Source organism: Mesorhizobium sp. M2D.F.Ca.ET.226.01.1.1, from assembly GCF_004022705.2.
In the GTDB taxonomy this organism is placed as follows: Bacteria; Pseudomonadota; Alphaproteobacteria; order Rhizobiales; family Rhizobiaceae; genus Mesorhizobium.
On record NZ_RZOY02000004.1, the window covers coordinates 15096 to 33230 of the forward strand.

Consider the following 18135-nt stretch of genomic DNA (forward strand, 5'->3'; position numbering starts at 1 on the left):
TCTTGAGAGCTGATCCGGCACCAGTGATGCGAGCAACCTTCAGGCCGAAGGAAAATCGTTTTTCCGATACTTTTCCTAAACGCTTTGATGCCAGTCTGGCCGAAAATACCGACATAAGAACAGAGGCATGATGCAAACGACGTTTGGCACCGGTCAGCCAGGCAAGGAAAACACGGATCTGGCCCTCACGGATTCGTTGACCGGGCTCGGCAACCATCGTCGCTTCTTCGACAAGGTCGATCGCCTGATCAGCGACCGCGCCGACGATCCCGCGCCCTTCACTGTCGGTATCCTCGACCTCGACGGCTTCAAGCCGATCAACGACTTGTTCGGCCATAAGGCCGGCGACGACATCCTGATCCAGGTGGCGATGCGGCTGCGCGCCTCGATGGACGGCTATTCCACCGTCTGCCGCATCGGCGCCGACGAGTTTGCCTATCTGTACCCGATGGTGTTCTCGGAGGAGCAGGCGGCCGAGAAATCGCGCATGCTGATCGAGATTCTGTCGGCGCCCTATGATGTCGGCGAGCGCACGGCGAGATTATCGGCCTCGGTCGGCTGCTCGCTGTTCTATTCCGGCGACGAGACCACCGAGATCCTGGTCAACAAGGCCGAGACCGCGCTCTACCATGCCAAGCGTTCGGGCCGCGGCCGCGTCGTCGTCTACACCCGCGAGATGGAAGAGGCGGCCAAACGCGTCACCCGCATCGAGCAGGCGCTGCGCCGCGCCGTCTCGGCCGGCGAGGTCGAGCCGCATTTCCAGCCCATCGTCGATTTGAACAGCCGCCGCACCATCGGCTTCGAGACCCTGGCGCGCTGGACCGACCGCGACCTCGGCGTCGTGCCGCCATCAGTCTTCATCCCGATCGCCGAGGAGCGCGGCATCATCGGCCCGCTGTCACAGCTGGTGCTGCGCAAGGCGACCGAAGCGGCGCGCAGCTGGCCGAAGGAGCTGTTCCTGTCCTTCAACCTTTCGCCGTCGCAGCTCGTCGACCAGAACACCGGCCTCCACATCCTCGCGATCCTCGACCGCACCGGTTTCGATCCGCGCCGGCTGGAGATCGAGATCACCGAGACCGGCCTGATGAACGATCCGGCCTCGGCCGAGAAGATCGTCGAGGATTTGCGCCGCGTCGGCATCCGCGTCTCGCTCGACGATTTCGGCACCGGCCAGTCCTCGCTCGGCCGGCTGCGCGAATTTCATTTCGACAAGCTCAAGATCGACCGCGCCTTCGTCTCCTCCATCCTCGACGACCGCCCGTCGGAGCACATCATCCGCGCCATCCTTGCCATGTGCGAGGGATTGGGCATGGATGTCGTCGCCGAAGGCATCGAGGACGAAGCGCAGGCCGATCGTCTCGTCCAGTTCGGTTGCGCCGGCGGGCAGGGCTACCTGTTCGGCAAGCCGGCCGATGCCGACGCCACGCTCGGCTATCTGCGCGATTCCTATCGTGGCGCGCTGCACGCCAAGGCGATCTGACAAGGTCTGTTGATATTCAGGCGAGGCCGGTCTGCGTGCAGACCTCATTTGTCGGACATAAGCTGCCAAAATCCGACGTTTCTCCCTTGCCCCCGCGCTTTGTCTGGCTAGGATGCGCGCCGGCCAAAGGGAGAGAAATCATGATGCCATCGGCGCGTTTCGCCGACCTCGACGGCGCCTCGGTGCTGATCACTGGCGGCGGCTCCGGCATCGGCGCGGCGCTGACCGAAGGCTTTATGCGGCAGGGGGCCAGGGTCGCTTTCATCGACATCGCCGAGAAGGCGAGCACGGCTCTTGCCGACCGGCTGGAGAAAGAGCTTGGCCGCCGCCCGCTTTACCTCAAGGCCGATCTGCGCGACATCGAGGCGTTGCGCGTCGCCGTGGCAAAGGCGGCCGAAGCGCATGGCGACGTCACGACGCTGGTCAACAATGCCGCGCTCGACGACCGCCACGCGGTCGAAGACGTCACGGTCGAGTACTGGGACCACAATCTCGCCATCAATCTGCGGCCGCATTTCTTCACCGCCCAGGCCGTGGCGCCCGGCATGAAGCGCGCCGGCGGCGGCTCGATCATCAACTTCACCTCGACCTCCTACCTGATCAACCACCCTGACATGCCGGCCTACACGGCGGCCAAGGCGGGCATACTCGGCCTGACCAAGGGCTTGGCCGGCAAGCTCGGCGACGATCGCATCCGCGTTAACGCGGTGGCGCCAGGCTGGGTCATCACCGATCGGCAGCGCGAGCTCTGGGTCACCGATCAAGGGCTCGCCGCCCATGTCGCCAAGCAGTGCATCAAGGACGTCATGCAGCCCGACGACATGGTGGGTACCGTGCTGTTCCTGGCGTCGGACGCCTCGCGCATGCTGACCGCCCAGATGCTGATCGTCGATGGAGGTTTCCTGTGAGCCCGGCACCAGCGGTCGCCGCGCTCGACTGGGGCACGACCAGGCTCAGGGCCTGGCTGCTCGACGCCAGCGGCAACGTGCTTGCCGAGCGGCGCGGCGACGACGGGCTGATCACCGCCCGCGAAAAAGGTTTTTCAAACGTGCTGGAAGGCCATCTGGCGGCCATGGGCGCGCCGGAAACGCTGCCGGTGATCATCTGCGGCATGGCCGGCTCTCGTCAGGGCTGGATCGAGGCGCCCTACGTCACCGTGCCGGCGCCGATCGGCGCCATTTTGCGCGGCGCTGCCCGCATCGAGGGATCGAGCCGCGACATCCGCATCGTGCCCGGCCTTGCCCAGCGCCTTGCCGACGCGCCCGATGTCATGCGCGGCGAGGAGACCCAGCTCGCCGGCGCCGGTTTGCCGGCAAAGGGGCGCCACCTCGTCTGCATGCCGGGCACGCATTCGAAATGGGTTTCGGTCGAGGATGGCGCGGTCGCGGGCTTTGGCACCTGGCCGACCGGCGAGCTCTATTCGGTGCTCGCCGCGCACTCGATCCTGAAACATTCGCTCGGCGAACATCCGGCACCGGTCGCCGCCGACAGCCCGTTCTTCCGCCAATGGTGCCAGCGTGCGCTGAGCGAGGGCGGCGACGTCACCTCAAAACTGTTCGCCATCCGCGCCGCCGGGTTATTGCAGGATTTGAAGCCGAACGAAGCGGCGGCATGCCTGTCCGGGCTGCTGATCGGCGGCGAGATCGCCTCGGCAAAGCGCCGCTATGGCGCAAGCGATGCGCCGGTGGTGCTGGTTGCCTCCGGCGCGCTGGCCGCGCTTTATGGCGCGGCGCTTGGCTTTGCCGGTCTTGCCTTCCGCACCGTCGACGCCGATGAAGCGGTGCGTGCCGGCCTCGTCGAGGCTGCACGCGAGAACGGCATGATTGGAGACGCCCAGTGAGCCAGACTGCACCCTTCCCGAAGCTCAAGCGCGGCCTTGTCGCCATCCTGCGCGGCCTGAAGCCGGCGGAAGCGATCTCAATGGGCCAGGCGCTGTTCGATGCCGGGATCGAGGCAATCGAGGTGCCGCTCAATTCTCCGGAGCCGTTTTCGTCGATCGCCAGGATCGTCGAGGTCCTTCCAAAGACCGCACTGATCGGCGCCGGCACGGTGCTGACCGCCACCGATGTCGATGCCTTGCATAGGGCCGGCGGGCGTTTGCTTGTCAGCCCCAACATCGATGCCGAGGTCATGGGCCGCGCGATGCAGCACGGCATGGTGACGATGCCCGGCGTGTTCACGCCCACCGAGGCTTTTCAGGCGATCCGACTCGGCGCTTCGGCGCTCAAATTCTTCCCGGCAAGCGTGCTTGGCGCCAGCGGCATTGCGGCGATCCGCGCGGTGTTGCCGGCAACGACGCCGATCGGCGCCGTCGGCGGCGTTTCCGACAAGGATTTTGCCGGCTACAAAGCCGTCGGTGTCAGCGTTTTCGGCCTGGGGTCGAGCCTCTACAAGCCGGGCGCCAGCGTTGAGGACGTGGCGCAACGCGCCCGCGCCGCGGTCGCGGCCTGGGACGAAGCCTTCGGAGGATGAGCATGGACGGCGTTTCGGTTTTTTCCGACCATATTTGCGAACTCGGCGAAGGCCCGAGCTATGATCCCGCCACCGACACGCTGTTCTGGTTCGACATCGTCAACGGCAAGCTCCTGGAAAAGCCGCTTGCCGGCGCGCTGAAGGTGCACGATCTCGGCGTCATGGCAAGCGCCATCGCCGTCATCGATGACGACCGCCAGCTCATCGCCACCGATATCGGCCTGCAGGTCCGGGACGTGAAAACCGGCAGGCTGACGCTGCACACGCCGATCGAGGCCGACAATCCGCTGACGCGCTCCAACGATTCCCGCGTCCATCCCTGCGGCGCGCTGTGGACCGGCACGATGGGCAAGGGCGAGGAGAAGGGCGCGGGTTCGATCTACTGGTTCTTCAAGGGCGAATTGCGCCGGCTATTTTCCGGCATCACCGTCTCGAATTCGATCTGTTTTTCCGAGGACGGCACGGTCGCCTACTACACCGACACAGCGACCGGGCTTCTGATGCGCGTCGCCTGCGATCCGGCGACCGGGTTGCCGGCAGGCGAAGTCAAAGTGTTCGTCGATCATCGCGCCTCGAAGGGCTATATCGACGGTTCGGTCGTCGACCGCGACGGGGTTCTGTGGAACGCCGTCTGGGGTGGCAAGGCGGTGAAGGCCTATGCGCCGGATGGCACGCTGCTGCGCGAGATCGCCGTGCCGGTGACGCAACCGTCCTGCCCGGCTTTTGTCGGCGCCAAGGGCGACCGCCTGGCCGTGACTTCGGCCTGGAGCGGCAAGGACGAAAAACAGCGCGCTCTCGATCCGCAGGCCGGCATGACTTTCCTGCTCGATATCCTGGTCAAAGGCCGCTTCGAGCCGCGCGTGCTGATCGCATAAGGCACTATCAGACAATCGCCTTAGTCCGGTCGATTTCCCGCAAGCCGGCCGCGGCGGCCATGCGATGGTAGCGCCTGATTTCGCCCGGAGCATTTGATGCCGCACAACACGCCGACGCTGGTTCTGGTCTACGAGCCGGAAAAGGCCTGTCTCGACCGCCTATCCGCCGATGGATACACCGCGGATCGTGCCCTGGAAATTTCGTCCTATCTGGCGCAGTCAACCGACCTTGCGCCCGAATTCAACCTGCTCGCCGCCGCCTGCGAGAAGCGAGGCCTCGCTTTCAAGCCTGTCGAGCTCGACGACGCGGCGCCGGTTCTGGCAAAGGCCGATCCCGCAACAACGCTGGTCTGGACGCTGACCGACGGCGTCGCCTATTTCCGTGGCGGCGCCTCGCCGGCACTTGCCCGCCTCAATGGGCTGCGCACCGTCGGCGCCGACGATTCCCTGTTCGCGCTCTGCCAGGACAAGCTGCGCTCGGGCGCGGTCTTGGGCGCGCTCGGCCTGCCGGTGCCGCAGGCCGGCCTGGCTCGCAATGGCGAATGGCTGGTCGAACCGCCGGGCTCGCTCAAGGGCTGGTTCGTCAAACCCAACCGGCTCGGCGCCAAGATCGGCATCTGGCCGGATTCGCGCATCACCGATCTCGGTCATGCGCTACAGCTTAGCCGGCGCGTCTTTTCCCACTACCGCGACGACGTCGTCGTCCAGCCCTATGTCGCAGGCCGCAACGTGCGCGCGAGTTTCCTTGGGCTGAAGCCCGAAACCGGCGTCGAGGCGCTCGGCATTTTCTTCGTCGATTCCGGCGGCGATTTTCAGACCATGGCCGACTCGATGGCGCTCTATGGCGAAACCGGCCAGGCGGCGAGGGATGCGGGCACCTATATGGAACCGGAGCTGGAGCAGGTCGGCGCCAGCCAGCCACACGCCGACCGGAAAATCCGCGTCATCGCGCAGAAGCTGATCAATGGTCTCGGCTTGCGGGACGTTTTTTCCGTCGATTTCAGGGTCGAGGCCGACGACACCGTCCACCTCATTGAATTCGAAGTCTGCCCTGGCCTGCCCTGCTTCGACTTTCGCGACTATTGCCGAAAACAGTGGGGGATGAGCCTTGCCGATGCGATCGCGCAGACGGCAGCCAACAGATTGCTCCGTTAGATTCCCTCGACCAGCACGATCTCGCCGTCGGCCACCTTCTGGCGGATGGCGGCGGCGCGCTGGTATTCCGGCGAGTGGTAGCAGTCATGCGCCGCCGCCAGCGATTCGAATTCGATGATGACGTTGCGGGCGCGGCCCGGCCCTTCGGCCTTCTCATGCTCGCCGCCGCGCGCCAGGAACTTCGCGCCGAAGCGGTCGAAGGCGAGCTTCGCGGCGGCGACATAGTCCTTGTAGCCCTCGGCATCGCGCACATCGACGCGGGCGATCCAATATCCCTTTGGCATTTTTCTTCTCCTTTTTTGTTGCCCCAACGAGGATTGGTCCTCAGGCCGATCGCATTTCAGCGAGGATCGCCTCGGCCGCGGCGCGGCGGTCCGGCGCCTTGACGATCGGCCGGCCGACGACGAGATGGCTGGACCCGTTGCGGATCGCTTGCGCGGGCGTCACCACGCGTTTCTGGTCGCCATGGTCGCTGCCCGACGGGCGGATGCCCGGCGTCACCACCGCCATGTCGGGGCCGACGATCCGGCGCACCGCTTCTGCCTCCTCCGCCGAGCAGACGATGCCGCCCATCCCGGCATGCAGCGCCTGCTCGGAGCGTCTGAGCACCAGCGTGTGCGGGTCGTATTCATAGCCGGCGTCGATCACGTCCTGCTCGTCCATCGAGGTCAGCACCGTCACGGCGAGCAGGCATAGCTCGCTGCCCTTGGCCGCCTCGACAGCCGCTCTCATGGTTTTGGGATAGGCGTGCAGCGTCAGCATCGAGACACCCATCTTGACGATGTTCTCCACGCCCTTGGCCACCGTGTTGTCGATGTCGAGCAGCTTCATGTCGAGGAACACTTTTGTGCCGCCGCTCGCCAATTCCCGCGCGAAATCGAGCCCGCCGGCGAAGGCGAGCTGGTAGCCGATCTTGTAAAAGGAAACGGCGCCTTCGAGCTCGCGCACGGCTCTCTCGGCTTCCTTCAGCGTCGGCAGATCCAGCCCGACGATCAGCCTGTCTCGCATCGTGTCGGCTTCCGCGAAATGCATCACGCCTCGATCCGGGTCGACAGCATGCGCGAGGTTTCGATCAGTGTACGGCATAGGCGCTCCATCGATTGGTGTAGTCTGTCGTCCCTGAATTGTCCGTCCTCGGCGAAGGCTTCGTCGGCCCCGGAGACCGAGCATTCCGGCGTGATCACCTCCATCTGGCAGCGCACCAGCACCGCGCGCAAATGGTTGATGCAGCGTATGCCGGCGAACTTGCCTTCCGAGGACGAGCAGAGCCCGACCGGCTTGCCGGCCAGGGGCCTGAACGTGCGGCTGCCCTCCCGGCGTATCCGGCTCACCCAGTCGATCGCGTTCTTGAGCAGCGGCGGGATCGAGCCGTTATATTCGGGTGTCGCGATCAAGAGCCCGTCATGCGCGGCGATTTGATGGCCAAGCCTGAGCGCGTTCTCGGGGATGCCTTTTTCCTTTTCGAGGTCCTCGTCCATGATCGGCAGCGGATAGTCGCCGAGCGAGATGCGCGTCACCTCCGCGCCCTGCATGGCGAGCTCCTTCTGCGCCACATCGGCGGTCCGGCCGCTGAAGGCGCCCGTCCGGACCGAACCGGCAAAGACGAGGATTCTTGGGATTACTGCCATCGGCCTGCTTCGCTAAGGGAGTAGGGGAGTAAGGGAATAGGGCAGTAGGGATAGTGCGGAAACTGAACGTTCATTCCCTATTCCCCTACTGCCTTACTCCCCTACTCCCTTATCCCTAATGCGCGCGCCGGTAGATCCACAGCTGCGTCGGCGGGATGTTGCGGATGATGAAATCGAAATGCTCGACCGTGTAGTCGCCGCGCCCGGCCGGGATCGGCGACAGCGGGCCGTAGGTCAGCTGCACGATCGGCCGTCCGTGCGGAATGCGGTCGAGCAGGCTTTCTATATAGGCGATGCGCTGGGCGACCGGGAAATTGAGCAACGGCACGCCGGACACGACCGAATCGAACACCATGTCGCGCTTGTCGCCGAGCGTGGCGTCGAGATTGAAGGCGTCGCCCTCGATGACGTTGACGCCCGGATAGAGCCCGCGCAGATGGCGTACGAAATCGGTCGAATATTCGACCGCGTAGAGGTCTTCCGGCTTCACGCCCAGGGCGAGGATAGCGCGGGTGATGACGCCGGTGCCGGGCCCGACTTCCAAGACCGGCAGGCCCGATTTCGGATTGACGATCGACGCCATCTTGCGTGCGGTGATGGAACTCGTGGGAACGATCGAGCCGACGGTTTTCGGCTTGTCGATCCAGCCTTTGAAGAACTTCAGCTCGTCGTCGAATTTTTCGGCCAGCGCTTTGCGCAACCCGGGACTACGTGCCATGCGAGCTCTCCTCAATGCTCCGCCCCCGATCCGCTACTTAGCAGGTGGGTGGGACAAGGCAAGGCGTCAAGCTGGCATAAGGTGTTGATGACGCTTGGGAAGCGTCCGCACCTCCCGATGCCGGTGCGAAATACGGGCACGGTCATCAGCCTTCGCCGAACGACTCGAAAAAGTCCTTCATGCGGGCGAAAAAGCCGCTCGATTGGGGCGAGTTGTCTTTCGAGGACAGCTGCTCGAACTCTTCCAGAAGCTCGCGCTGGCGGCGCGAAAGGTTCTGCGGCGTCTCGACCGCCGTCTGGATGTAGAGATCGCCGACATTGGGCTGGCGCAGCACCGGCATGCCCTTGCCCTTCAGCCGGAACTGGCGGCCGTTCTGCGTGCCTTCCGGCACTTTCACCTTGGTCTGGGTGCCGTCCAGCGTGGTGACCTCGAAGGAACCGCCTAGGGCGGCCGTCGTCATCGAGATCGGCACCTTGCAGTAGAGATCGGCGCCGTCGCGCTGGAAGAACTCGTGCGGCTTGACCGCCAGGAAAATGTAAAGGTCGCCGGACGGTCCGCCGCGCAGGCCGGCCTCGCCCTCATTGGCCAGCCGGATGCGGGTGCCGTCTTCGATGCCGGCCGGGATGTTGACCGACAGCGAGCGCTCCTCGGTGACGCGGCCCTGGCCGGCGCATTTCGGGCAGGGATCCTTGATCGTCTGGCCGCGGCCCTGGCATTGCGGGCAGGTGCGCTCGATGGAGAAGAAGCCTTGCGTGGCGCGCACCTTGCCATGGCCGTGGCACATCGAGCAGGTCACGGGCTGCGTGCCGGGCTTGGCGCCGCTGCCGGAGCATTCCGAGCAGGAGATCGAGGCAGGCACGCGGATCTGCGCCGTCTTGCCGGAGAAGGCTTCCTCCAGCGTGATTTCCATGTTGTAGCGCAGGTCGGCGCCGCGTTCGCGTCCGCCCGACGAGCGGCGCTGGCGACCGCCCATCATGTCGCCGAAAATATCCTCGAAGATGTCGGCGAAGCCGCCGGCGCCAAAGCCGTGCGCCGCGCCGTTCATGCCGCCCTGCTCGAAGGCGGCGTGGCCGAAACGGTCATAGGCGGCGCGCTTCTGCGGGTCCTTCAGCGTCTCGTACGCTTCGTTGATTTCCTTGAACTTGTGCTCGCAGGCATGGTCGCCGGGATTGCGGTCGGGATGGAACTGCATGGCGAGCTTGCGGAAAGCGCTCTTGAGTTCCTTGTCGTCGGCGCCTTTTTGCACGCCCAGCGTTTCGTAGAAATCAGCTTTCATTTTTTCCCGCTGTCCGGATGCTCAATGTCTTCAAGCATTGTTGGCGACGTTTGCCGGCATGGTCTTGGATTTAGGAGTGATGTTTCCCGGATGCTAGTGGCAAGCCGGGCCCGGTCCAGGTTTTTCCGTCACATTTTCGTCGGGGGTTGCAAAAAAGCCCGGCTTTGCGCCGGGCTTTTCGCATAATTTGCCGTCAGCCGGCTCAGGCCGACTTCTTCTTGTCGTCGTCTTCGTCGATTTCCTCGAAGTCGGCGTCGACCACGTCCGAATCCTTGGCGGCATCCGCCTTGGCGTCGGCTTCGGCCGCTTCCTTCTGCGAGGCTTCGTACATCGCCTGGCCGAGCTTCATCGAAGCTTCCGCGAGCGACTGCGACTTGGCCTCGATATCGGCCGCATCGTCGCCTTCCGCGGCGCTCTTCAGCGCGGCAATGGCGTCGGCGATCGCGGTGCGGTCAGCCTCCGAGACCTTGTCACCATACTCCTTGAGCGACTTCTCGGACGAATGCACCAGCGCTTCCGCCTGGTTGCGGGCCTCGACGAGGCCACGGCGCTTCTTGTCCGCCTCGGCATTGGCCTCGGCGTCTTTCACCATCTTCTCGATGTCGGCGTCGGACAGACCGCCCGAAGCCTGGATGCGGATCTGGTGCTCCTTGCCGGTGCCCTTGTCCTTGGCCGAGACGTTGACGATGCCGTTGGCGTCGATGTCGAAGGTGACCTCGATCTGCGGCACGCCGCGCGGGGCCGGCGGGATGCCGACCAGGTCGAACTGGCCGAGCAGCTTGTTGTCGGCCGCCATTTCGCGCTCGCCCTGGAAGACGCGGATCGTCACCGCCGACTGCGAATCCTCGGCAGTCGAGAAGGTCTGGCTCTTCTTGGTCGGGATCGTCGTGTTGCGCTCGATCAGTCGGGTGAACACGCCACCCAGCGTCTCGATGCCCAGCGACAGCGGCGTCACGTCGAGCAAGAGCACATCCTTGACGTCGCCCTGGAGCACGCCGGCCTGGATGGCGGCGCCGAGAGCGACGACCTCATCCGGATTGACGCCCTTGTGCGGCTCCTTGCCGAAGAACTGCTTCACGATCTCCTGGATCTTGGGCATGCGGGTCATGCCGCCGACCAGAACCACTTCGTCGATCTCGCCCGCCTTCAGGCCGGCATCCTTGAGCGCCGCCTTGCAGGGCTCGATCGTGCGCTGCACGAGGTCCTCGACCAGGCTTTCGAACTTCGCCCGGGTGAGCTTCATCGTCAGGTGCTTCGGACCGCTGGCGTCGGCAGTGATGAAGGGCAGGTTGATCTCGGTCTGCGTCGTCGACGACAGCTCGATCTTGGCCTTTTCCGCGGCTTCCTTGAGGCGCTGCAGGGCAAGCTTGTCGTTCTTCAGGTCGATGCCCTGTTCCTTCTTGAACTCCGCCGCCAGATATTCGACCAGGCGCATGTCGAAGTCCTCGCCGCCGAGGAAGGTGTCGCCATTGGTCGACTTCACCTCGAACACGCCGTCGCCGATTTCCAGCACCGAAATATCGAAGGTGCCGCCGCCAAGGTCATAGACGGCGATGGTCTTGCCGTCCTTCTTCTCCAGGCCATAGGCAAGTGCCGCGGCCGTCGGCTCGTTGATGATGCGCAGCACCTCGAGGCCGGCGATCCTGCCGGCGTCCTTGGTCGCCTGGCGCTGGGCGTCGTTGAAATAGGCCGGAACGGTGATGACCGCCTTCTCGACCTTCTCGCCGAGATAGGCTTCCGCCGTTTCCTTCATCTTCTGCAGGATCATGGCCGAGATCTGGCTGGGCGACTGCTTCTTGCCGCCGGCCTCGACCCACGCGTCGCCATTGTCGCCCTTGACGATCTTGTAGGGGACAAGCTTCTTGTCCTTCTCCGTCACCGGGTCGTCATAGCGGCGGCCGATCAGGCGCTTGACCGCGAAGATGGTGTTTTCCGGATTGGTGACCGCCTGGCGCTTGGCCGGCTGGCCGACGAGACGTTCGCCGTCATTCGAGATGGCGACGATGGAAGGCGTCGTGCGCGCGCCTTCAGCGTTCTCAATCACCTTGGGGTCCTTGCCATCCATGATGGCGATGCAGGAATTGGTGGTGCCGAGATCGATACCGATAACTTTTGCCATTGTTCTAGTCTCTCCTCTAAGCAGGCTCTCAGGACCCTTCAAAAGGCGTTCCGACGAAAGCCCCTGTTCACAAGAAATCCCGCCCCGGTCCCCGCTTTTCGGGGTCGGACGGCTTGGCGCGTATATAAGAACAGCCGACACGGGGCGCAAGCATTCTGCGCAAGGTGTCCATTGTCTCGACAGCGGCAGGGAGGCGACCCGCCGCATTTTGCGGCAGGGTCGGCGGGAGATCGCACTAACGCATTGTTCCGAATGACTTTTTTGGAATCGATGCCGCTGGCGCCGCACAGGTCGGGCATTTGGCGGGGGCAAGGCATGCCTTGGCGGGCGTGACTTTCGGTCGCGAAAGCGGCGGAAAATCAGGCTGCCGCCAGTATTTGGAATCTGGCGGCAGGCTGTTCAGATTGCCCGGCGCTCGGGCAAAACCTCTGCCGGCGCGTTCGCCTCGCAGGGGCTCCGGGCCTAGAGCCCGTTGTCCTTGAGGATCTTGGCGGCATTCTCCTTGGTGATCTTCTCCGTCGGCAGCGTGATGGTCTTCTCGACCTTCTCGCCGTTCAGGAACTTGATCGCCTGGCGCAGGCCCTCGGCCCCCGGCGTGACATAGGTGAAGGTCGCCGTCAGCTCGCCCTTGTTCACCATCTGCACGCCTTCATTGGGCAGGCCGTCGATGCCGATGAACTTGATGTCCTTTTCGCGGCCGACGTCCTTGGCCGCGAGATAGGCGCCATAGGCCATCGGATCGTTGTGGCCGTAGACGAGGTCGATCTTTTCGTTGGTCTTCAGCGCATTGGCCATGATGTTGTAGGCCTGGTCCTGCTTCCAGTCGCCCGACTGCTGGTCGAGCAGGTACTTGATGCCCGGCTCCTTGTCGGTGAATTCATGGAAGCCGTCATGGCGGTCATGCGCCGGCTGCGTGCCCATGCCGCCCCAGATCTCGACGACATTGCCGGCGGCCTTGCCCTTGCCGCCCAGGAGCTCGACAGCATATTCGCCGGCCGCCCGGCCGATCAGCTTGTTGTCGCCGCCGACGAACTGCGTGTAGTCCTTGGTGTCGACATTGCGGTCGAGCACGAAGACCGGAATCTTGGCGTCGATCGCCTGCTGCACCACGCCGGTGAGACCAGCCGATTCCTTCGGCGACACCAGCAGCGCGTCGACCTCCTGGCGGATCAGGTTCTCGACGTCGGCGACCTGCTTTTCGGTCTTGTCCTCGCCATCGGTGATGATCAGCTCGACTTCCGGATGCTTGGCGGCTTCGGCGATGATGTCCTTGTTGAACTGGGCGCGCCAGGGTTCGATTGTCGTCACCTGCGAGAAGCCGATCTTCCACTTCTTGTCCTGGGCAACGGCATGGTTGCCGGAAAAGAGCGCGGTGGTCGTAAGAAGTGCCGCCGCGAAAGTGGCGAGCTTCAGCATATCACGTCGTTTCATGGTCCTGTTTCCTCCAGATTATAGAGACGAGGTCTCCTGTGACGGCCGCTTGGCCGCGGCCGTTTCCTTTTGCGCCGCCCGTCTGCCGGGCAGGCGCAGATAGCTTAATATGTCGCCGGCATTGCGCTCCTGTACGAGCACGGTGCCGATGATGATCGCCCCCTTCAGCACCAGCTGAAGGTTCGAATTGATGTTGTGCAGCTGCAGGATGTTGGACAGCAGGCCGAAGATCAGCACGCCGCAGAAGGTGCCGATCAGGCTGCCGCGCCCGCCCATCAGGCTGGTGCCGCCGATGACCACGGCGGCGATGGCGTCGAGCTCCAGCCCGGCGCCGGCATCCGGCTTGCCTTGCCGGTATTGCGCCACGTAGAGCACCGCCGCGACGCCGGCGAGCAGGCCCGACACGGCATAGGTGGCAATCTTGACGCGCCCGGCCGCGATACCCGAAAGCCGCGCCGCCTCTTCATTGCCGCCGATGGCGTAGACATAACGGCCGAAGGGCGTGAAGCGCAGCACCGCGCCGTAGATCACAACCGCGCCGAGGAAGAAGAGGCCCGGCATCGGCACGACGCCGAATACCGGCGAGCGCAGGATCTCGAAGTCCTCGGTGGCGTTGGAGCCGGTATAGACCGGCAGCACGGCATTGTTCTGCCCGGCAGTCAGCCTGGCGATGCCGAGCGCCGTCACCATCATCGCCAGCGTCACGATGAAAGGCTGCAGGCGGCCGGCGACGATGATGAAGCCGTTGATGGTACCGAACAGGAGGCCGACGCAAGGCGCCACCAGAAGCACGCCGAGCACGCCGAACTTGGTCTCGACCTGCGGCAGCAAGTACCACAGCGAAAGGCAGCATAGAATGACGCCGACCACGCCCGGGATGACCAGTCCGCGCGTCGTGTCCAGCCGAGTGTCGCGCCCGGCGTCCGCGCCGGCGCGCGATTTCTGGATGTTGAGCAGGATGAAGCGGGTGACGAGCGCGCCGAGGCACAAGGCGACCAGCGCGGTCGTCGGCACGCCGAGCGCCGCCGAAGGCGTGACGCCCGGCACGGTCAGAAGCATGGCGCAGACCACCGAGCAGATCGCCATCAGCGATCCGACGGAAAGATCGATGCCGCCGGTCAGGATAACGGCGGTCATGCCGGTGGCGATCAGCCCTGTGGTCGACACCTGGCGCAGCACGTCGAGCAGGTTGCCGTAGGACAGGAAGATATTGTTGCCCTTGGAGCTGATTGGCGAGCCGAACACGCCGATCAGGAAGATGGCGATCAGCCCCCAGTAAAGCTTGGTGCGGGAGACAAGGCTGATGAGGTTCATGCGGCAGGTCTCGCAGTACGTCGCGGCGCGGCAAGCCGCATGATCGCCTCTTCGCTGGCTTCAGTGCGGGACAGGATGCCGCGCTGGCGGCCCTCCGCCATGACCAGGATGCGGTCGGCCAGATGCAGAAGCTCGGGCAGCTCGGAGCTGATCACGGCGATCGCCAGCCCGTCGCCGGCCAGCTTGAAGATGAGGTCGTAGATCTCGCGCTTGGCGCCGACATCGATGCCGCGCGTCGGCTCGTCGAGCAGAAGCACGCGCGGCCGCGTCGCCAGCCACTTGCCGATCACCACCTTCTGCTGATTGCCGCCGGACAGCGTGCCGGCGGCCTGCTCGATGCTTTCGCAGCGTATGCCCAGAGCGCTCACCGCCTGCCGCGCCAGACCCTGCTCGCCCGAGCGAGAGCGCAGCCCGAAGCGCGCCAGCGCGCCGACCAGCGGCAAGGCGACATTGTCGGTGATCGAGGCCGTGAGATGCAGCCCTTGCGTCTTGCGGTCCTCGGTGACCAAGGCAATGCCCAGCCGGCGGGCGTCGCGCGGCGAGCCGATCTCGACCGGCGTGCAGTCGAGCTTGATCTCGCCGCCAGTGCGGCCGTCGCTGGAGCCGAAGATCGCTTCCAGGATTTCGGTGCGGCCGGAACCCAGCAGCCCGCCTATGCCGAGGATTTCGCCGGCCGAAAGGTCGAAACTGACGTTCTCGATCACCGTGCGCCAGCCATGCCGGTCGGGCTTCGATAGCGACAGGTCCCTGACCGACAGCACCGCCTTGCCGCCGGGCCCGCGCTCGTGATCGGATGACGCCAGAAGGTCGCGCCCGACCATGGCCGAGATGATGGCGTCTTCGCCCAGCCCAGCCATGTCTTGCGTCAACACATGACGTCCGTCGCGCAGCACCGTCACCCGGCTCGCCAGATGCATGACCTCGTCGATCCGGTGCGAGATGTAGACGATGGCGACAAGGCTTTCGGCGAGCTGCCGGATGATGCGGAACAGCCGCTCGCATTCGGCCGGCGACAGCGCCGAGGTCGGCTCGTCCATGATCAGGATGCGCGCCGATTTCGACAACGCCTTGGCGATCTCCACCAGCTGCTGCTCGCCGACCCTGAGCTGGCCGACACGCGCCTCCGGATCGAGCTCGATGCCCAGCCGCTCAAGCAGCGTTTTTGCCGCGCGGCTGCTCGCCCTACGGTCCACCACCAGCCCGGCGATCAGCTTCTCGCGGCCGAGGAAGATGTTGTCGGCGACGCTGAGTTCCGGAACGAGGTTGAGCTCCTGGTGGATGATGGCGATGCCGGCGTCCTCGGCGTCGCGAACGCCGGCGAAACGGACCGCCTGATCGTCGATGGCGACAGTGCCTTCGTAGTCGGTATAGACGCCAGAGAGGATCTTCATCAGCGTCGACTTGCCGGCGCCGTTCTCGCCCATCAGCGCATGCACCTCGCCGGGCCTGAGGTCTAGGCTGACATCGGATAGCGCGGTGATGCCGCCAAACCGCTTGAAAATGCCGGTCGCGCTGAGGACGACGGTCGGACCGTCGGCCGTCACGTTTTCCGTCGTGATGGAGCCAGCGCGCTGCATGACAAAGGACGGCCTCCCTCCGTCGTCTTCGGCGGCGTGAACGCTAATCTAAACGTTTCGAACGTGTCAAGCGCCTATCTGTTCTCTGAGGATTGATGCATTTCAATTCTTGCGAAAAATGCCGGGATTACGTAGGCTTAGCCAGATAGGGGCGGCTAAACGTTTCGAAAATGACGGCGTCAGAGCGGAAAAAGCAGCGGAAATCCACGGCGCCGACCATGCTGCATGTGGCGGAGGCGGCGCGCGTGTCCGTGGCCACGGTCTCCGCACTGCTCAACGGCACGGCGACCGTTAGTCCCGAGCTGACCCAGCGCATCGAGCAGGCGATCCGCGACATCGGTTACAAGCGCAATGCCATTGCCCGCAGCTTGAAGATGGGCACCACGCGCACCATCGGCCTCACTGTGCCGCACATCACCAATCCGTTCTTCACCGATGTCGTTTCGGTCATCCAGCAGGCCTTCGACCGCGCCGGCTATGCCGTCATGCTGTGCTGCACCGACGAGGATTTGAACACGCAGGATGAGCAGATCCGCCTGCTGCTCGACCGCATGGTCGACGGGCTGATCGTGGCGCGCGTCGGCGACGGCGGCATTCTGAAAGGCATCGTCGAGGACACCAACGTGCCGGTGGTGCTGCTCGATCGTCTCTGCGAAGGCGTCGACACCGACGCGGTTGTGCTGGACAACCAGCGCGCCGTGTTCGACGCCGTCACCTATCTGATCCATCTCGGCCACCGCCGCATCGGCTACATCACCGGCACGTCTGACATATCCCCCATGCATGGCCGCATGATCGGTTATCGCGAGGCGCTGCAGGCGGCTGGCCTGCCGGTGGCGGAGGAGCTTATACGCTCCGGCAATTTCCACGAGATCGACGGCTATAACGCCACCATGCAGCTTTTGTCGCTGCACGACCGGCCAAGCGCGATCTTCTCGGCCAACAACCCGATGGTGATCGGCACCATGAAGGCGATCCGCGACATCGGTCTGTCGTGCCCCGAGGACATTTCGGTCGCCTGCTTCGACGATTTTCCGTGGTCCGACGTGTTCGTGCCGCAACTGACAACCGTGGCGCAGCCGGTGCAGGCTATCGGCGAGCAGGCGGCGAATCTCCTGCTCGACCGGCTGGCCGGCAACCGCGACGCGCCGCCGCGCAAGCTGGTACTCAAGGGCCGGCTGATGATCCGCAATTCCTGCCGCCCGCTCGGCGCGGTCGTTCAGAGCGTCAGCGCGTAGGCAAGAAGGAACTCTGGCAGAGCAGCTGCAGCGTGCGGAAGATGCGCCTGCCGCCGGCAATCACTTGCGTGCCCTCGCCGACCACCGTCTTCGGATCGGCCTTGAGCACCGTGCCGCCGGCCTCTTCGACCAGCAGCATGCCGGCCAGGCAATCCCAGGCGTTCATATGCTCCTCCGCATAGCCGAGCAGCCGGCCGGACGCCGCATAGGCAAGCATCAGAGCGCCGGAAGCATTGCGGTAGAAGACGCCGCCTTCGGCCATAATCCTGCCGATGAGCACGACGACATGCTCAGTCGCGGCGCGGTTGGAGAGCCCGGTGCCGACCGAGCCCTCGGAAAGCGACGCTGCATTGCTGGCCTTGATCGGCTTGCCGTTGAGAAAGGCGCCGCCGCCGAGGCGACCGTAGAACGTCTCGTCGGTCGAGGGTTCATGGATGACGCCGACAACCGTCTCGCCCTCCCTGGCGCAGGCGATCACCACGCACCAGGCGGGAATGCCGCGCACGAAATTGGCGGTGCCGTCGATCGGGTCGATCACCCAGACATGACCGCTCTTTCCAGTCACGGCCGCGTGCTCCTCGCCGACGATGCCGTCGTCCGGATAGGCTGCGGCGATGGCCGCTCGGATGAACAGCTCGACCTGGCGGTCGCCCTTGGAAACCAGGTCCTGATGGCCCTTGCTCTCGACGGCCAGGTTGTCGAGGTCGCGAAAATATTTCAGCCCCAGCTCGCCGGCGCGGCGCGCCAGGTCGATAGCAAAATGCATACGGTCGTCGAGATCGTCGGTCACTGAAAGGCTCTCTGTAAGGGAGGGCGCCCGTGCCCTTAGCAGAGGAATATGTCAGGCAAAAG

Annotated in this window: 17 protein-coding genes; 7 read left to right on the top strand and 10 right to left on the bottom strand. The window is 64.5% G+C overall.

What is annotated here, in order from left to right:
• Positions 1-130: 130 nt before the first annotated feature.
• The 6 genes from EN869_RS10205 to EN869_RS10230 all read left to right on the top strand — a co-directional run bounded on the left by EN869_RS10205 (position 131) and on the right by EN869_RS10230 (position 5982).
• Positions 131-1480, top strand: a complete 1350-nt coding sequence (locus tag EN869_RS10205) for an EAL domain-containing protein (protein WP_127226917.1) — start codon at positions 131-133, stop codon at positions 1478-1480.
• 140 nt (positions 1481-1620) lie between these two features.
• Positions 1621-2388: an SDR family oxidoreductase gene (locus tag EN869_RS10210; RefSeq protein ID WP_127226873.1), complete on the top strand. Its 768-nt coding sequence runs from the start codon at positions 1621-1623 to the stop codon at positions 2386-2388.
• Entirely contained in the window at positions 2385-3320 is a 936-nt protein-coding gene (locus EN869_RS10215; RefSeq protein ID WP_127226872.1) for a 2-dehydro-3-deoxygalactonokinase, read from the top strand. The genes EN869_RS10210 and EN869_RS10215 overlap by 4 nt, the downstream gene beginning before the upstream one ends.
• The gene (locus EN869_RS10220) at positions 3317-3952 is read left to right on the top strand and encodes a 2-dehydro-3-deoxy-6-phosphogalactonate aldolase (protein ID WP_127226871.1); all 636 of its coding nucleotides are present in this window, start codon (positions 3317-3319) and stop codon (positions 3950-3952) included. Before EN869_RS10215 ends, EN869_RS10220 begins: the two co-directional genes overlap by 4 nt.
• Positions 3949-4827, top strand: a complete 879-nt coding sequence (locus EN869_RS10225) for an SMP-30/gluconolactonase/LRE family protein (RefSeq protein ID WP_127226870.1) — start codon at positions 3949-3951, stop codon at positions 4825-4827. The genes EN869_RS10220 and EN869_RS10225 overlap by 4 nt, the downstream gene beginning before the upstream one ends.
• 96 nt (positions 4828-4923) lie before the next feature.
• A complete protein-coding gene (locus EN869_RS10230) occupies positions 4924-5982 on the top strand; it encodes a D-alanine:D-lactate ligase-like protein (protein WP_127226869.1) in 1059 nt (352 codons plus the stop codon).
• Here the strand turns inward: EN869_RS10230 and EN869_RS10235 are convergent.
• From EN869_RS10235 to EN869_RS10275, 9 genes are all read right to left on the bottom strand, one after another.
• Complete coding sequence (locus EN869_RS10235; protein WP_127226868.1) at positions 5979-6266, bottom strand: DUF1330 domain-containing protein; 288 nt, start codon at positions 6264-6266, stop codon at positions 5979-5981. The two genes, EN869_RS10230 and EN869_RS10235, sit on opposite strands and share 4 nt — an antisense overlap.
• Before the next feature lie 40 nt (positions 6267-6306).
• Positions 6307-7014: an orotidine-5'-phosphate decarboxylase gene (pyrF, locus tag EN869_RS10240; RefSeq protein ID WP_127226916.1), complete on the bottom strand. Its 708-nt coding sequence runs from the start codon at positions 7012-7014 to the stop codon at positions 6307-6309.
• On the bottom strand, positions 7014-7610 hold the full coding sequence (locus EN869_RS10245) for an NADPH-dependent FMN reductase (protein WP_127226867.1): 597 nt from the start codon (positions 7608-7610) through the stop codon (positions 7014-7016). The genes pyrF and EN869_RS10245 overlap by 1 nt, the downstream gene beginning before the upstream one ends.
• Before the next feature lie 115 nt (positions 7611-7725).
• Positions 7726-8328: a phospholipid N-methyltransferase PmtA gene (pmtA, locus tag EN869_RS10250; protein ID WP_127226866.1), complete on the bottom strand. Its 603-nt coding sequence runs from the start codon at positions 8326-8328 to the stop codon at positions 7726-7728.
• 145 nt (positions 8329-8473) lie between these two features.
• Complete coding sequence (dnaJ, locus tag EN869_RS10255) at positions 8474-9604, bottom strand: molecular chaperone DnaJ (RefSeq protein ID WP_127226865.1); 1131 nt, start codon at positions 9602-9604, stop codon at positions 8474-8476.
• A gap of 202 nt (positions 9605-9806) precedes the next feature.
• Positions 9807-11723: a molecular chaperone DnaK gene (dnaK, locus tag EN869_RS10260; RefSeq protein ID WP_127226864.1), complete on the bottom strand. Its 1917-nt coding sequence runs from the start codon at positions 11721-11723 to the stop codon at positions 9807-9809.
• Positions 11724-12185: 462 nt separating this feature from the next.
• Entirely contained in the window at positions 12186-13154 is a 969-nt protein-coding gene (locus EN869_RS10265) for a substrate-binding domain-containing protein (RefSeq protein ID WP_127226863.1), read from the bottom strand.
• An 18-nt stretch (positions 13155-13172) separates the two neighbouring features.
• A complete protein-coding gene (locus tag EN869_RS10270) occupies positions 13173-14468 on the bottom strand; it encodes an ABC transporter permease (RefSeq protein ID WP_127226862.1) in 1296 nt (431 codons plus the stop codon).
• Positions 14465-16045, bottom strand: a complete 1581-nt coding sequence (locus EN869_RS10275) for a sugar ABC transporter ATP-binding protein (protein ID WP_127226861.1) — start codon at positions 16043-16045, stop codon at positions 14465-14467. The genes EN869_RS10270 and EN869_RS10275 overlap by 4 nt, the downstream gene beginning before the upstream one ends.
• A gap of 218 nt (positions 16046-16263) precedes the next feature.
• On the opposite strand from EN869_RS10275, the gene EN869_RS10280 reads away from it, so the two are divergent.
• On the top strand, positions 16264-17283 hold the full coding sequence (locus EN869_RS10280; RefSeq protein WP_127226860.1) for a LacI family DNA-binding transcriptional regulator: 1020 nt from the start codon (positions 16264-16266) through the stop codon (positions 17281-17283).
• Here EN869_RS10280 and EN869_RS10285 read toward each other — a convergent pair.
• A complete protein-coding gene (locus EN869_RS10285; protein ID WP_127226859.1) occupies positions 17273-18073 on the bottom strand; it encodes an inositol monophosphatase family protein in 801 nt (266 codons plus the stop codon). The two genes, EN869_RS10280 and EN869_RS10285, sit on opposite strands and share 11 nt — an antisense overlap.
• Positions 18074-18135: the final 62 nt, after the last annotated feature.

Coding starts and splice junctions, on each gene's coding strand:
- EN869_RS10205 (WP_127226917.1), top strand. CDS start 131: ATGCAAACGACGTTTGGCACCGGTCAGCCAGGCAAGGAAAACACGGAT.
- EN869_RS10210 (WP_127226873.1), top strand. CDS start 1,621: ATGATGCCATCGGCGCGTTTCGCCGACCTCGACGGCGCCTCGGTGCTG.
- EN869_RS10225 (WP_127226870.1), top strand. CDS start 3,949: ATGAGCATGGACGGCGTTTCGGTTTTTTCCGACCATATTTGCGAACTC.
- EN869_RS10230 (WP_127226869.1), top strand. CDS start 4,924: ATGCCGCACAACACGCCGACGCTGGTTCTGGTCTACGAGCCGGAAAAG.
- EN869_RS10235 (WP_127226868.1), bottom strand. CDS start 6,266: ATGCCAAAGGGATATTGGATCGCCCGCGTCGATGTGCGCGATGCCGAG.
- pyrF (WP_127226916.1), bottom strand. CDS start 7,014: ATGCATTTCGCGGAAGCCGACACGATGCGAGACAGGCTGATCGTCGGG.
- EN869_RS10245 (WP_127226867.1), bottom strand. CDS start 7,610: ATGGCAGTAATCCCAAGAATCCTCGTCTTTGCCGGTTCGGTCCGGACG.
- pmtA (WP_127226866.1), bottom strand. CDS start 8,328: ATGGCACGTAGTCCCGGGTTGCGCAAAGCGCTGGCCGAAAAATTCGAC.
- dnaJ (WP_127226865.1), bottom strand. CDS start 9,604: ATGAAAGCTGATTTCTACGAAACGCTGGGCGTGCAAAAAGGCGCCGAC.
- dnaK (WP_127226864.1), bottom strand. CDS start 11,723: ATGGCAAAAGTTATCGGTATCGATCTCGGCACCACCAATTCCTGCATC.
- EN869_RS10265 (WP_127226863.1), bottom strand. CDS start 13,154: ATGAAACGACGTGATATGCTGAAGCTCGCCACTTTCGCGGCGGCACTT.
- EN869_RS10270 (WP_127226862.1), bottom strand. CDS start 14,468: ATGAACCTCATCAGCCTTGTCTCCCGCACCAAGCTTTACTGGGGGCTG.
- EN869_RS10275 (WP_127226861.1), bottom strand. CDS start 16,045: ATGCAGCGCGCTGGCTCCATCACGACGGAAAACGTGACGGCCGACGGT.
- EN869_RS10280 (WP_127226860.1), top strand. CDS start 16,264: ATGCTGCATGTGGCGGAGGCGGCGCGCGTGTCCGTGGCCACGGTCTCC.